10 protein-coding genes are annotated in these 13948 nt (G+C 70.2%); 1 reads left to right on the top strand and 9 read right to left on the bottom strand.

What is annotated here, in order from left to right; all coding sequences use genetic code 11:
* Positions 1-6: 6 nt before the first annotated feature.
* From CHC08_RS10895 to CHC08_RS10875, 5 genes are all read right to left on the bottom strand, one after another.
* Complete coding sequence (locus CHC08_RS10895; RefSeq protein WP_089207099.1) at positions 7-1863, bottom strand: acyclic terpene utilization AtuA family protein; 1857 nt, start codon at positions 1861-1863, stop codon at positions 7-9.
* Complete coding sequence (locus tag CHC08_RS10890) at positions 1863-2675, bottom strand: enoyl-CoA hydratase-related protein (protein ID WP_089207098.1); 813 nt, start codon at positions 2673-2675, stop codon at positions 1863-1865. Before CHC08_RS10890 ends, CHC08_RS10895 begins: the two co-directional genes overlap by 1 nt.
* A 49-nt stretch (positions 2676-2724) precedes the next feature.
* On the bottom strand, positions 2725-4848 hold the full coding sequence (locus CHC08_RS10885) for an acetyl/propionyl/methylcrotonyl-CoA carboxylase subunit alpha (RefSeq protein WP_089207097.1): 2124 nt from the start codon (positions 4846-4848) through the stop codon (positions 2725-2727).
* A gap of 205 nt (positions 4849-5053) precedes the next feature.
* Positions 5054-6637, bottom strand: a complete 1584-nt coding sequence (locus CHC08_RS10880) for an acyl-CoA carboxylase subunit beta (protein WP_089207096.1) — start codon at positions 6635-6637, stop codon at positions 5054-5056.
* On the bottom strand, positions 6634-7266 hold the full coding sequence (locus tag CHC08_RS10875) for a TetR/AcrR family transcriptional regulator (RefSeq protein WP_179281978.1): 633 nt from the start codon (positions 7264-7266) through the stop codon (positions 6634-6636). The genes CHC08_RS10880 and CHC08_RS10875 overlap by 4 nt, the downstream gene beginning before the upstream one ends.
* A gap of 137 nt (positions 7267-7403) precedes the next feature.
* Between CHC08_RS10875 and CHC08_RS10870 the strand changes: the two genes are divergently transcribed.
* Positions 7404-8243 (top strand): aldo/keto reductase, encoded by an 840-nt coding sequence (locus CHC08_RS10870; RefSeq protein WP_089207094.1) that lies wholly within the window; start codon positions 7404-7406, stop codon positions 8241-8243.
* 151 nt (positions 8244-8394) lie between these two features.
* Here CHC08_RS10870 and CHC08_RS10865 read toward each other — a convergent pair whose 3' ends face one another.
* The 4 genes from CHC08_RS10865 to CHC08_RS10850 all read right to left on the bottom strand — a co-directional run bounded on the left by CHC08_RS10865 (position 8395) and on the right by CHC08_RS10850 (position 13880).
* Positions 8395-8721: a DUF1707 domain-containing protein gene (locus CHC08_RS10865; RefSeq protein WP_143653163.1), complete on the bottom strand. Its 327-nt coding sequence runs from the start codon at positions 8719-8721 to the stop codon at positions 8395-8397.
* A 346-nt stretch (positions 8722-9067) separates the two neighbouring features.
* Complete coding sequence (locus CHC08_RS10860; RefSeq protein ID WP_089207092.1) at positions 9068-10294, bottom strand: PAS domain-containing sensor histidine kinase; 1227 nt, start codon at positions 10292-10294, stop codon at positions 9068-9070.
* Between the two features lie 124 nt (positions 10295-10418).
* A complete protein-coding gene (locus CHC08_RS10855) occupies positions 10419-12404 on the bottom strand; it encodes a serine/threonine-protein kinase (RefSeq protein WP_089207234.1) in 1986 nt (661 codons plus the stop codon).
* Between the two features lie 114 nt (positions 12405-12518).
* Positions 12519-13880 (bottom strand): FAD-binding oxidoreductase, encoded by a 1362-nt coding sequence (locus CHC08_RS10850; RefSeq protein WP_089207091.1) that lies wholly within the window; start codon positions 13878-13880, stop codon positions 12519-12521.
* Positions 13881-13948: the final 68 nt, after the last annotated feature.

The raw sequence follows: 13948 nt of genomic DNA, 5'->3' as shown, positions 1-13948 counted from the left end.
CAGGGTCTACGCGGGTGGCGCCGGGGGCGCGGGCCGTACGGGAGCCTGGAGGAGGGATCGGGGGATCTCGGCGAGCTTGGCACGGAGCTCCTCGCCGAGAGCCTTGGCCTGGGCGTCGAGGCGCGGGCTGGCGGCCACGCCTCGGCCGAGGAGACCGTGAACCACGAAGTTGAGGGCGAGCAGGTTGGGTAGCTCGAAGCGTTCGACCCTGAGCTTCGCGGTGAAGGGGAGGAGCTCCGCCAGGCGCTCGACCGTCAGGTAGCCGGTCAGCCAGTCGAACTGCCCGGTCGTACGGACCCAGACACCCAGGTTGGCGTTTCCGCCCTTGTCCCCGGAACGGGCGCCCATGATCGTGCCCAGCGGGGCCTGTACGGCAGGCAGGTCGCCGTCCTCGATCGCCGGTTCGCCCTGCCCGGGGATCCCGGGGGAGAGCGCTGACGCGGCCGGTGCCGTCTGGGGAACGGAACGCTCACCGCTGTCGGACCGCTGACCGTCGAGCCGCGGGCCGCCGAGTAGCTGACGATCGGGGAAGTCGTCGGGCCGCTGAGGATCGGAAGAGTCGTCGGGCCGCTGATGGCCGGGCGGGCCGTCGAGCTGCCGGCCGTCGAGCCAGACGCGTGCCTGCACGGCCCGCACCGGGATGAGGGTGGGCCAGTAGACGCCGTAGGGGGAGGCCTGGCCCGGGGGAGTGAGACCGTAGAAGCCCGGGTAACTGGCCAGGCCGGTCTCGACCACGGCGGATGAGAAGGCGCGCCCCGCCTTCCTGGAGTCGGCGTCCATCACGGTGATGCGCAGCAGGGCGGTGTCGGCCATCGGAGTGAGCTCGACGTGGACCTGCTCGAAGGACTCCCTGGGAACGCGGGACCAGATGGCGTCCTGCGCGAGCCGGGCCTTGGCCTCGAGGTCCAGGCCGGTCAGAACCATGGTCATGGTGTTGCGGTAGCCGCCCAGGTAGTTGATCGCGACCTTGAGCGTGTCGGGCGGGGCCTCACCGCGCGTCCCCGAGATCCGGACCCGGTCCGGCCCCTGCTGCTCCAGCCGGATCGTGTCGAACCGCGCGATCGCGTCGGGTCCCAGGTAGCGGGGCGACCCGATCTCGTAGAGCAGCTGCGCGGTGACGGTGCCGACCGAGACCAGCCCGCCGGTCCCGGGGTGCTTGGTGATCACGCTGGATCCGTCGGCGTGCAGCTCGGCGATGGGGAACCCGCAGTGCGCCAGGTCCGGCACCTCGCCGAAGAACGCGTAGTTCCCGCCGGTCGCCTGGCAGCCGCACTCGATGACGTGCCCGGCGACCACCGAGCCGGCCAGCGCGTCATAGTCACCGGGGCGCCAGCCGTACCGCCAGATCCCCGGCCCGGTGACCAGCGCGGCGTCGGTGACCCGCCCGGTCACCACCACGTCCGCCCCGGCGGACAGGGCGTCGGCGATCGGCCGGCCGCCCAGGTAGGCGTTGGCGGTCAGCGGCGCGGAGGGGAGTTTCTCCCCGGTGTCCAGATTCAGCGCATCGCCAAGCTCGTGGCCGGTCAGGTCGTCGCCGGTCACGTGCGCGACCTTCACGGACAGTCCGAGCCTGCCGGCCAGCTCGCTCACCGCGGCGGCACATCCGGCCGGATCCAGGCCGCCCGCGTTGGACACGACCTTGATCCCACGATCCAGGCACGTCCCGAGAACGTGCTCCAGCTGCGTCAGGAAGGTCGGTGCGTAGCCGGGACGGCCCTTCGACCGGTTGCCGGCCAGGATCAGCATGGTCAGCTCGGCGAGCCAGTCGCCGGTGAGGACGTCGATCGGGCCGCCCTCCACCATCTCCCTGGCGGCGGACAGCCGATCGCCGTAGAAGCCGGAGCAGTTGGCGATGCGCAGCATCAATCCCCCTCGGGCTCGGGGATCCAGGACGCGGGACGCTTCTCCATGAAGGAGGCGATGCCCTCCTGGCCCTCGGCGGAGGTGAAGCGCTGGGCGGACAGCTCGGACATCTGGCGCATGCCCTCCTCGACGGTCAGCGTGGGCACGGTCCGCACGAGCTGCTTGGTGATCGCGAGCGCCTCCGGGCCGCCGCGCAGCAGCATGCCGGTGTAGTGGGCGACCACGCCGTCCAGGTCCTCCTCGGGCACGGCCCGGGTGAGCAGGCCGATCTCCTGCGCGCGAGCCGCGTCGAAGACCTCCCCGGTGAGCAGGTATTCGGCGGCGGCCCGGGGGTCGAGCCGCCGCAGCACCGTCACCGAGATCATCGCGGGGACCACGCCGAGCCGGACCTCGGTGAACGCGAACGACGCCGAATCCGGCGCGATCGCGAAGTCGCACGCCGCCACCAGGCCCAGCCCTCCGGCGCGGGCGGTGCCGTTCAACCGGCAGACGACCGGTTTGGGACTCTCCCAGATCAGGCTCATGATCTCCGGGAACGAGGCGGTCACCGGCGCCTCGTGCGCGTTGCCCGGCTCGACCCGCTGCTCCTTCAGGTCCGCCCCGGAGCAGAACACCGGCCCGGTCGCGGTGAGCACGATCACCCGGACCTCGTCGGCGGCCAGCGCCCAGTTGAGCCGGTCCTCCAGATCGCCGAGCAGACGCACGGACAGCGCGTTGCGGTTGCGCGGGGAGTCCAGGGTGATCGTCGCGACCCCTCCGGACACCTCCCTGTGCACCAGGCGCTCCACTGGCCAACCACCGTCGGTGTTCATTCCAATCCTTCCATCGTGGAGACCCCGGGCTCTGGTCCTGGGGAGGACGTCAATCCCGCTCCTCGATCACGGCCAGTACGGTCCCCGCCTCGACCTGCCGGCCCGGCGTCACGTTCAGCGCGGAGACCGTGCCCGAGGTGGGGGCGGTGATGCGATGTTCCATCTTCATGGCCTCCAGCACCATGACCACCTGCCCCGCGCCGACGGGGTCGCCGGGTTTGACGTCAACGCGCAGCACGGTACCGGGCATGGGAGCCAGCAGGGAGCCCGGGGCCACGTGCACGACGGGTTCGGGGAGACGGGGCAGGGGGGTGAGCCGTACGGAGCCGAGGGGGGAGTCCACGTGGGTCACCCCGTCGTAGCGGGCGACGGCGAAGCGGTGCCGCACGCCCGAGGTCTCCAGGACCACCAGGGCGGGTGTGGCGCTGACCAGGTTCGTGTGGGGGAGCCCCTCGGCTCGCAGACCGTCCCGGCTGATCCGGTAGGCGACCTCCGTCTCGGCGAAGGCCGTGCGCTGCGGCTGCGAAACCACGTTGCGCCACCCGCTCGGCAGCCCGGCCTGCACGGTCGCCGCCGCCCGGTTGGCCGCCGCCGACGCGAGGGCGGCGGCGAGGGCGAACAGGGGGACGGCCCACGGCCCCACCGGGTCCTGCTCAGGCCCCGCCCGGTCCTGCGACGGCCGGTCCTGCTCAGGCTCCGCCGGGTCCTGCGACGGCTCCGCCGGGTCGTGCCCCGGCGCGGCCGGGGCGCGATCCGATCCGGCAGGGCCCCGCGCGGGGCCGGTCAGGTCGTGTTCGTCCAGGAACCCGGTGTGGGTGTCTCCGGCGAGGAACGCCTCGTGACGCAGGACCCTGACCAGGAGGTCCCGGTTCGTGACGGGGCCGTGGATCCGAGCGTTCGCCAGGGCGGTGGCGAGCCTTCTCACCGCCTCGGTACGGCTCGCTCCGTAGGAGATGACCTTGGCGAGCATCGGGTCGTAGTGGACGCCGATCTCCGATCCGTCCTCCACCCCGGAGTCCAATCGGAGGCCGTGGGACATGGGTGCGAAGCGGGCGTCCACGCCGGGGACGTCGAAGCGGTGCAGGGTGCCGCTCTGCGGAAGCCAGTCGCGGGCGGGGTCCTCGGCGTAGAGCCGGACCTCGACGGCGTGGCCCGACGGCCGCGGCGGCGACGCGGCGAGCCGGGTTCCCTCGGCGATCCCGAGCTGGAGTTCGACGAGGTCGACGCCGTAGACGCACTCGGTGACGGGGTGCTCCACCTGGAGCCGGGTGTTCATCTCCAGGAACGCGACCGTGTCGTCCTTGACGAGGAACTCGACGGTCCCGGCTCCGACGTATCCGATCGTCTTCGCGGCCTTGATCGCCGCGTCACAGAGGCGCTCCCGCATCTCCGGGGAGATCGCCGGGGACGGGGTCTCCTCGACCACCTTCTGGTGCCGCCGCTGGATCGAGCACTCGCGCTCGCCCAGCGCCCACACCGTCCCGTGCCGGTCGGCCAGGATCTGCACCTCGATGTGCCGGGCACGCTCCAGGAGGGGTTCGACGAAGACGGTCCCGTCTCCGAACGCCGACAGTGCCTCCCGCCGCGCCGACTCGACCGCCTCCGGCAGGTCGTCGGTCAGCCGTACGATCCGCATCCCGCGCCCGCCGCCGCCCGCCGAGGCCTTCACCAGCAGGGGGATCGACCATCCGGACGCCGAACCGCTCATCCGGGTGAAGACGACGTCCAGGTCCCGTTCGAGGTCGTCCATCGAGTAGCCGGGCCCGGCGGTGAAACCGGGGAGCACCGGAACCCCGGCACCGGCCATCAGCGCCTTGGCCTCGATCTTGGAACCCATGGCGGCGACGGCCTCCGGAGGCGGGCCGATCCAGGTCAGACCGGCGTCCAGTACGGCTCGCGCGAACGCGGCGTTCTCCGACAGGAAACCGTAGCCGGGGTGGACCGCGTCGGCCCCGGTCCTGCGGGCCGCATCGACGATCTTCTCTGTCGACAGGTAGGTGTCGGCGGGCTTGACGCCGGGCAGCCGTACGGCCTGGTCGGCCTCGGCCACGTGCGGCGCGTCGGCGTCCGCGTCGGAGAAGACCGCGACGGTCTCGATGCCGAGGTCACGGCAGGTACGGAAGACACGGCGGGCGATCTCACCCCGGTTGGCGACGAGAAGGCGGCCGATCACGAGTGAGTCCTGAACGGCGAGCGGGGTGACAGGTGGGAGGCGAACCCGGGGGCAGGAGACAGACGGGGGGCGAGCCTGGGGGCAGCGGGGGAGGCGAGGCCTCGGCCCGAGGAGAGGACGGGTTTCCGGCCGGGTGAGCACGGGACCGCCGGGAACACGGAGGCCGTTGGAGACACCGGGGTCTCCGGGAACGTCGAGATCATGATCACATCCGGAAGACGCCGAAGCCGGCGGGCTCCGGGGCGGGGGCGTTGTTGACGGCGGACAGGCACAGGCCCAGGACGGTGCGGGTGTCGCGGGGGTCGATGACCCCGTCGTCGTAGAGGCGGCCCGACAGGAAGAACGGCAGCGACTCGGCCTCGATCTGCGCCTCGACCAGCTCGCGCATCGCCGCGTCGCCCTCCTCGTCGTAGACCTGACCCCGGGCCTGGGCGGAGGCCCGGCTGACGATGGACAGCACCCCGGCGAGCTGCGCCGGCCCCATGACGGCGGATTTCGCGCTCGGCCAGGCGAACAGGAACCGGGGGTCGTACGCCCGGCCGCACATGCCGTAGTTGCCCGCGCCGTACGAGGCGCCCATGACGATCGTGAGGTGCGGGACGGTCGAGTTGGACACCGCGTTGATCATCATGGCGCCGTGTTTGATGATGCCGCCCTGCTCGTAGTCCTTGCCGACCATGTAGCCGGTCGTGTTCTGCAGGAAGACCAGCGGCGTGCGAGCCTGGTTGGCGAGCTGGATGAACTGCGCCGCCTTCTGCGCCTCCTCGCTGAACAGCACCCCCCGGGCATTGGCCAGGATCCCGATCGGGTAGCCGTGCAGCCGCGCCCACCCCGTCACCAGGCTCCCGCCGTACAGGGGCTTGAACTCGTCGAAGTCGCTGCCGTCCACGATCCGCGCGATGACCTCGCGCGGGTCGAAGGGGATCTTCAGGTCCTCGGGGACGATTCCCAGCAGCTCGTCCTCGTCGTGCAGCGGATCCCGTACGGCATGCGCGGCGACCCCCAGCCTGCGCCAGTTCAGGCCCCTGACGATCTGCCGCCCGATCCGCAGCGCGTCGTGTTCGTCGGCCGCGAGGTAGTCGGCCAGGCCGCTGACCCGGGCGTGCATCTCGGCGCCGCCCAGCGACTCGTCGTCGGACTCCTCCCCGGTGGCCATCTTGACCAGCGGCGGCCCGCCGAGGAAGACCTTCGCGTGCTCCCTCACCATGACCACGTGGTCGCTCATGCCGGGAACGTACGCCCCACCGGCGGTGGAGTTGCCGAACACGAGGGCTATCGTCGGGATCCCGGCGGCTGACAGGCGGGTCAGGTCACGAAATATCCGGCCACCCGGGATGAAGATCTCCTTCTGCGTCGGCAGGTCCGCCCCGCCGGACTCCACCAGGTTGACCAGTGGCAGCCGGTTCTGGAAGGCGATGTCGGCGGCCCGGAGCGTCTTGCGCAGGGTCCACGGGTTGGACGAACCACCCCGTACGGTCGGGTCGTTGGCGATGATCACACACTCGACGCCCTCGACCACCCCGATCCCGGTGACCACGCTCGCCCCGACGGGGAAGTCGCTGCCCCAGCCCGCCAGCGGAGAGAGCTCCAGGAACGCCGAATCCGGGTCGACCAGCAGCTCGATCCGCTCCCGGGCGAGCAGCTTGCCCCGCCGGCGATGCCGTTCGACGTATTTCTCGCCGCCGCCCGCCACCGCCTTGGCCTGCTCGGCGTCGAGCTCCGCCAGCTTGGCGAGCATCGCCTCGCGCCGGGTCGAGTACTCGATTCCGGAGGTCTCCAGCCGGTTCATGAATCCTCTCCTCTGGTTGACGCCGGTGTCAGGCCGATGGCCCGAGCCCAGAGCGTGGTGAGCATGGCGACGGCGGTCCGCTCGTCGGCCTGCTCGCCGAGGTCGAGCCAGACGTGGGCGAAGTGCTCGACCATCCCGCCCAGCATCACGGCGGTCAGCCGTGGATCCAGGGCCGGATCGGCCAGCCCCTGCTCCTGCAGGCGGCGCAGCCCTTCCGCGCCTCGTCGCACGAAGACCTCGCGCAGTTCCAGCAGGAGCTCGCGGAAGCTCTCGTCGTTGGTCGCGACCTGCTCCAGCATTCGGATGAGCCGGGAATTGGAGGCCCAGGCGCGCAGGTAGAGCAGATTGGCGGCCTCGATCCTGGCGTAGGGGTCCTCGGGCGCGGCGGGCCCGACCACGCTGGCGGTGAACATCTCGCCCACCACCGCCCCGGCCACCTCGCGGAACAGGTCCTCCCGCGAGCCGAAGTAGGTGTAGAAGGTGCCGTGGGAGACGCCCGCCCGCGCACAGACGTCGTCGATGCGCACGGCGTCGTAGCCCTGCTCCTCGAACGCCTCCCGACCGGCCTGGATGAGCACGGCCCGCGTCCGCCGGCCCCGGCTGGTCAGTGCCTCAGACTTGACGATCACGTCAGTAAGATAGTCCACAACCCTCGCGCCTGCCAGGGCGCGGAATGGACCTGACTCAGGTTCCGTTGGACCGACTGGTCTGTTCCCCCGATCCCCCCTTATCCCGTCCGCACTTCCCCCGAAGGACCCGCAGCCCCATGAGTAAGACACCCGGAGCCCCGACGCTGAAGCTCGTCCACGGTGCCTCCATTCCCCTGATCGGCCTGGGCACGTGGCCGATGTCGAATGAAGAGGCCGAGACGGCCGTGGTCCAGGCGGTCGAGGCGGGCTACCGCCTCGTCGACACCGCCTACGCCTACGGCAACGAGGAGGGCGTCGGCCGAGGCCTGCGCGCGTCGGGCCTGCCACGGGAGGAGCTGTTCGTCACCACCAAGCTCAACGGTGAGTGGCACGGCTACGACGGGGTGCAGGAGGCGTTCGCGGCCAGCGCCGAGCGTCTCGGCGTCGACTACATCGACCTGTACCTCATCCACTGGCCGCTGCCCCGGCAGGACCGCTACGTCGACGCCGTCAAGGGTCTCGCCAAGCTGCTGGAGGACGGCAGGATCCGGGCCCTGGGCGTGTCGAACTTCAAGCCCGCCCACCTCGACCGCGTGCTCGCCGAGACCGGCGTGGTTCCCGACGTCAACCAGATCCAGCTCAACCCGGGCCTCACCCGCGACGCCGCCAGGGCCTACCACGCCGAACACGGCATCGCCACGCAGTCGTGGGGCCCGATCGGCCAGGGCGGCGAACTGCTCAAGGACCCGGTGATCGTCGAGATCGCCGAGCGGTACGGCAGGACGCCCGCGCAGGTCGTTCTGCGGTGGCACATCGAGCTCGGCCTGATCACGGTGCCGAAGTCCGCCAGCCCGGAGCGGATGAAGACGAACATCGACATCTTCGACTTCACCCTCACCCCCGACGAGGTCGAGGCCATGTCGGCCCTGGACCAGGGCGAGGCCGCCGCCGACGACTCGGACCGCATCGGCCACTGAGACCGTCCGTCAATGATCGTCTGACGCTGTCGCCGTCAGGCGGTGCCCACAGCCGGATACCGGGGTCCACCGGTGTCCGGCTGCGTTTTCTGCGGGCCTCGTGACCTGTGCGAGGGGCGGGACAGGTGTCCCGGCCTCGTGGTCGGCCCGCTCACACCTCATCCGGTGACCTCAGCTCTTCCAGCGCCTGTTGAGTTTCGCGATTGGTCCGGGCCTCCATGATCATCGAGACGCGCTCGGTGTGCTCCGGCTGGCCGATCCGGCCGCTGGTGAAGATCTCGTCGAGCTCGCCGAGCGCCAGTTGCCGTTCGGCGTCGGTGGGCTGGAGATCGAGCCATTGCTCGAAGGCCGCCTGGTCGCGGTCGGACGTGGCCACGGCCCGCCGGCGACTCGTCGTATTGAGCCGCCTGACGATGATCACCAGGACCGTGATGACGGCGGCCGCCAGCAGGCCCGAGACGATGAGTACCTCGATCATGAACACCTCCGAGCATGTGAGCGGTGCGCCGTATGAGAGTTGAACCGGCCGGGCATGCCTCACCGCGGACGGGAGCCCGCAGGTGGGCGGGTGGAAAGACTGACGGCCTCTCCTTTCGCCCTGGCGCGTGCGGGTGCCGGGGTGCTCGCGATGACGTCCGGTCGAGCGATATCACCTTATGAAATCAGTCGGCTACTTTATGTGTCGGCACTGTCGCGGATTCTTCCGGTGGCGATAGACAATCGTGACCGTCGGCGCCCCCTGGCATGGCGGAGGGGAATCTTCCCCCGCGTTCTTCGGTGATCGAGGTCGACGACCTGCCCGATGGCGGCGACGCCGATGGACCCTAGGCGGCGAGGGGGAGGCGGAGGACGAAGCGGGCACCGGTGGGGTGATCGGCGGCATACAGGTGGCCGCCGTGGCTCTCGGCGATCTCACGGGCGATGGGCAGCCCGAGCCCGGAGCCGCCGGGATCCCGGTGACAGGCATCCTCCAGGCGGCAGAGGCGTTCGAAGACTCTTTCGCGGTCTGCCGGGGCGATGCCGGGTCCATCGTCGATGACCTCCAGGACCGCGTCGGGCGGGGCGGTGGTGACGATGATCTCGATCACGGTAGTGGTATGCCGTTCGGCGTTGGCCAGCAGGTTGGCCAGGAGCCGGGCCAGCCGGATCCGGGAGGCGTGCACCACCACCTGCTGATCGAGCCGGGCAAGGACGGTGGTGGTCAGAGTGCGGCGTTCCAGCTCCTCCACGACGAGGCGGCCCAGGTCGACCGGTTCGGTGGCGGCGGGCGCCGCGGTGTCCAGGCGAGCGAGTTCGAGCAGATCGGCGACGATGTCGTCGAGTCGCTCGGCGCCTCGCAGCAGTTTGCGCAGGATCTGCTGCAGGCCGGTGTCGGGTCCTGAGAGTGCGACCTCCAACTCGGTCAGCAGCCCGGTGATCGGGTTGCGCAGGTCGTGGGAGGCGTCGAAGACGAACCGCCGCTCCCGTTCGATGGTCTCCCGCAGCGCCGACGCGGTCTGGCGTTGTTGTCTCTGTGCCTGCTGGAGCCGTTCGTTGAGGTCCTGGAGTTCGCGGGCGCGAACGTAGACGTCGGCTTCCAACGCCTCCACCTCCGCCCGCGCGGAGATGAGACCGTGTTCACCGGACCGCCTCAGCAACTGGAGGAAACCGGTGACCTCCTCGCTGCGGTGAATGATCAGTTTCACTTCGCCGTCCGGGCCGAGGATGGGCATGTTGATCGTGCTCCAGTACCGCTCCTCGAATGCCCCGGGGCTGCCGCTCGCCTCGATGTCATACCGTTGCAGCGCCATGGTGTCCCGTTCGCCGGTGGCGACAACCCGTTCCAGCGAAGCACGCAGGCAGTCCGCCCCCTGCATGTCGGGATCGTTGAGAGCGTTGGGATTTCCGGGGAAGACGGTGAAGAAGTGCCGGCCGAGCAGGTCCGCCCGACGCCGCCCGGTCACCTTCAGATAGGAGTCGTTGGCCGCCACCACGACGAAGTCCGGCGTCAACAACAGCAGCGGGGCCACGAGGGCCTTGAAGACCACCTCGTAATCGATCTCTGAGTCCATCGCCCCGGCGCCTCTCCTCAGCCCCCTTACCTCCAAAGTTAGTTCAGGTGGACGGGCCCCGGACCACCGGCCCGTCCACCCACCTCATCGAGCCGGGCCGGAGCATCGAGGACGCTTCTCTACCTCAGTCGCAATGGCTCCAGCCGCTCTGCCAGGACAGCGAGCCGTGCGAGCCGCCCCAGATGACGCACTTCTTGACGGCGGCGAGCCGTACCGGGCCCGCGTAGACGGTGAAACTTCCGGGGTTGCTCGCCGACGCGCCGCCCTGTACCTGGAGCACCGCGTTCATCGAGATCTTCGAGGGAAACTCGTACCTGGACATGGTGACGACGCAGTTCTTGCCCGCGGAGGAGTTGTAGAGGAGGTAGATGGTCGCGGCGCTGCCGAGGGCATGGGCCTCGACCTGCGTGTAGCCGCTGCCGCAGACACCGGCCGCCGTGTAGGGGTTCGGCTTCTGCGGTGCGGTCGTGGGTTTCACGGTCGGTTTGGCGGTGGCCGTCGGTTTGGGAGTGACCGTCGGCTTCACCGTGGGTTTCGAGGTCGGCTTCACCGTGGGCTTCGGCGTCGATTCGGGAAGGGCCGACGGCGACGTCGACGCCTTCTTCTTCGGCTCCGAGGTCGGGGCTCCCTCGTTCTCGCCCGCCTTCTGCGTCCGCTGTGGCGACGGCGCCTTCGTGCGCCGGAGCGGGGGCGGCGTGACCTTCTTGATCTTCGAGGACTCTTCCGCCGAGGGCGGGTCCTCGGGGAGGATCGTCGGGTCCGCCCGTTCCACCGTCGAAGGGGCGGGCGTCTTCATCGCGATCCGTACCGAGGTGTTCGCGTTGGCCTGCATGATGACCACGGTCCCCGTGGCCACGGCGAGCGCGGCCACGATCCCCGCCCCCGCGAGGAGCAGTCCGACCGGCCGTCGCGGCTTCTGCTTGTCTCGCTGAGGTTTGCCCTGCTGCGGGGGGGTGCCCTGAGGGGGACGGCTCTGCTGAGGCGGGCGCTGTTGAGGGGGTCCCTGCGGGGAATGGCCCTGCGGCTGGGGGTTGACCTGCGGGGGATGGCCCTGTTGCTGGGGGTGGCTCCGCGGGGGAGGACCCTGCTGGAGGTTGCCCTGCTGGTGTGGATGGCTCTGCGGGGAAGGGCCTTGCTGGGGGTTGCCGTGCTGTTGCGGGGGTCCCTGCGGAGGACGGCCCTGCTGCTGCGGGGGATGGCCCTGCCGCGGATCGTTCTGCGGGGGGTCGCCCTGTTGCCGGGTGTCCAGCCGCACGGTCATCGGCGTGGGTATCACGGTGGGTGTCGTGCGCCGTACCTGATGGGTGGAGACAGCGCCCATCAGGTAGCTGACCAGCTCTTCGGCGGTGGGACGCAGCGCCGGGTCCTTCGACAGGCACGCCGCGACCAGGTCGCGGAGCGTGCCCTCCAGCCCGCCCAGGTCCGGCTCCGTGGTCAGGATCCGGTTCATCACGACGGCGATGGAGTCCTGGCCGAACGCGGGCTTCCCGGTGGCGGCGAAGACCATCGTGACACCCCAGGCGAACACGTCGGCCGCGGACGTCACCTCGGAGGTCCTCAGCTGCTCGGGGGCGAGGTAGGAGGGCGTCCCCATCGCCGTCCCGGTCGCGGTCGTCCCCGGAGAGTCCAGCGCCCTGGCGATGCCGAAGTCGATCACCACGGGGCCCTCGGGGCCCATCAGCACGTTGGCGGGTTTGAAGTCGCGGTGCAGGATCCCGGCCCGGTGGATCGCCGACAGGGCGGTGGCCGTACTGATGGCGAGACGTTCGAGCGCGGCGCCGCGCCGCGGTCCCTCCCTGTCGACCAGCTGGCGCAGGGACGGTCCCGGGACGTACTCGCTCACGACGTACGGCTGGCTGCCCGCGAGGTCGGCGTGGAGCACCGAGGCGGTGCAGAACCTGGCCACCCGCTGGGCGACCGACACCTCCAGCAGGAACCGCGTCCTGGCCTCGGGATCCGAGGCCAGACCGTGGTGAAGAAGTTTGACGGCGACCTGCTCGTCCGCCGGGCCCCGGCCGAGGTAGACGACCCCCTGGCCGCCCTCCCCGAGACGCCCGACCAGTTCGACCGAGCCCAGGCGCCGAGGATCGTCCGCTGTGAGCGGCTGCACCACAATGCCCCCCGACAAAACCTAAAAAAATGGTTTATGTGGTGCAGAACGCTACCAGTGTGTGTGGAGATGCGAATGATCTGCGAATATTCGCCGCCCTTCGCGAGAGGCGGGTCAGATGGCCTTGCCGGGGTTGAGGATGCCGAGCGGGTCGAAGACCTGTTTGATCCCGTGGTGGATCTCCTTGGCGGTGGGTCCGGCCTCAAGGGAGAGCCAGCGCTGCTTCAGCAGCCCGACCCCGTGCTCGCCGGTGAGCGTGCCCCCCGCCGCCAGGGTCTCCCTGAAGACCTCGTCGGCCGCCGCCCACACGCTCGGTGGCGGCTCGGCCAGGTTGTGGTCGAAGATGAAGACCGGGTGCAGGTTGCCGTCGCCGGCGTGGGCGACCGTGGCGATCAGCACGTCGTGTCTCGCCGCGATGGCCTCGATCTTCTCGATCATGTACGGCAGTGCGGACCGGGGCACGCACACGTCCTCCACCAGGCACTTCCCCAGCCGCTCCTTGGCCTGGTAGGCCATCCTGCGGACCCCGATCAGCTCCTCGGCCTCCTGGACGGACGACGACACCGCCACGAAGGAGGCGCCGTTCGCGGTGCACAGCTCCGACATGCGCTCGGAGACCGCCGGAGCGTCCGCGGCGTCCGACTGGGCGATCAGCATCGCCCGGGTGGACGCCTCCAGCCCGATGTTCCTCCAGTCGTCGATGGCCTTGAGCGTGTTGCGGTCGAGCATCTCCAGCAGCGACGGCTGACACCCGGCCGCGATGATCGCGGCGACCGCCGCGGCGGCGTCCCTGGGGGAGCCGAACTCCGCCGCGATCGTCGCCGGATAGACCGACGGCGCCCGGCGCAGCCGTACGGTGGCCGCCGTGATCACCCCGAGGGTTCCCTCGGATCCGACAAAAAGCCCGGTCAGGTCGTAACCCGTCACGCCCTTGACGGTGCGCCTGCCGGTGTTCAGCACCCGCCCGTCGGCGAGCACGACCTCCAGGCCCAGCGCCGAGTCGCGGGTCACGCCGTACTTCACGCACCGCAGCCCGCCCGCGTTGGTGGCCAGGTTGCCGCCGATCGTGGAGATCTCGTAGGAGGAGGGGTCGGGGGCGTACATCAGCCCATGCTCACGGGCGGCCCGATCCAGGTCGGCGGTGATGACGCCGGGCTCCACCACGGCGATCTCGTCGGCGGGTGAGAGTTCCGTGATGGCCGTCATCTTGTGCAGCGCCAGCACGACGCATCCCTCGATCGCGGTCGCCCCGCCCGCCAGCCCGGTCCCGGCGCCCCTCGGGACCACGGGCACCCGGTGCTCGGTCGCCCATCTGAGGACGGCGACCACGTCGTCTCTGGTCTCCGCCAGTACGACGGCCAGGGGCTTGCCGGGTTCGAGGAAGGTCCGGTCCCGGGCGTAGGAGTCGGCCACATCGGGGTCGGTCACCACCTTCCCGGGGGCGAGGGCAGCGACAAGTTCGGCGATAGCAGTCACAAGCGGACTGTACGGCCCGCGCCCGCAAACTCGTGATTGTTTACCGTCCGTTTCACCCCATGAGTTCG

Source organism: Streptosporangium subroseum (genome assembly GCF_900188345.1).
GTDB lineage: Bacteria > Actinomycetota > Actinomycetes > Streptosporangiales > Streptosporangiaceae > Streptosporangium > Streptosporangium subroseum.
The sequence above is the reverse complement of the archived record's forward strand: the minus strand, read 5'-3'. Positions and strand labels throughout refer to the sequence as shown.

Bases quoted from the DNA above. Each gene is read 5' to 3' on its own strand.
- CHC08_RS10895 (WP_089207099.1), bottom strand. From the start codon at position 1,863: ATGCTGCGCATCGCCAACTGCTCCGGCTTCTACGGCGATCGGCTGTCC.
- CHC08_RS10890 (WP_089207098.1), bottom strand. From the start codon at position 2,675: ATGAACACCGACGGTGGTTGGCCAGTGGAGCGCCTGGTGCACAGGGAG.
- CHC08_RS10880 (WP_089207096.1), bottom strand. From the start codon at position 6,637: ATGAACCGGCTGGAGACCTCCGGAATCGAGTACTCGACCCGGCGCGAG.
- CHC08_RS10870 (WP_089207094.1), top strand. From the start codon at position 7,404: ATGAGTAAGACACCCGGAGCCCCGACGCTGAAGCTCGTCCACGGTGCC.
- CHC08_RS10865 (WP_143653163.1), bottom strand. From the start codon at position 8,721: ATGATCGAGGTACTCATCGTCTCGGGCCTGCTGGCGGCCGCCGTCATC.
- CHC08_RS10860 (WP_089207092.1), bottom strand. From the start codon at position 10,294: ATGGACTCAGAGATCGATTACGAGGTGGTCTTCAAGGCCCTCGTGGCC.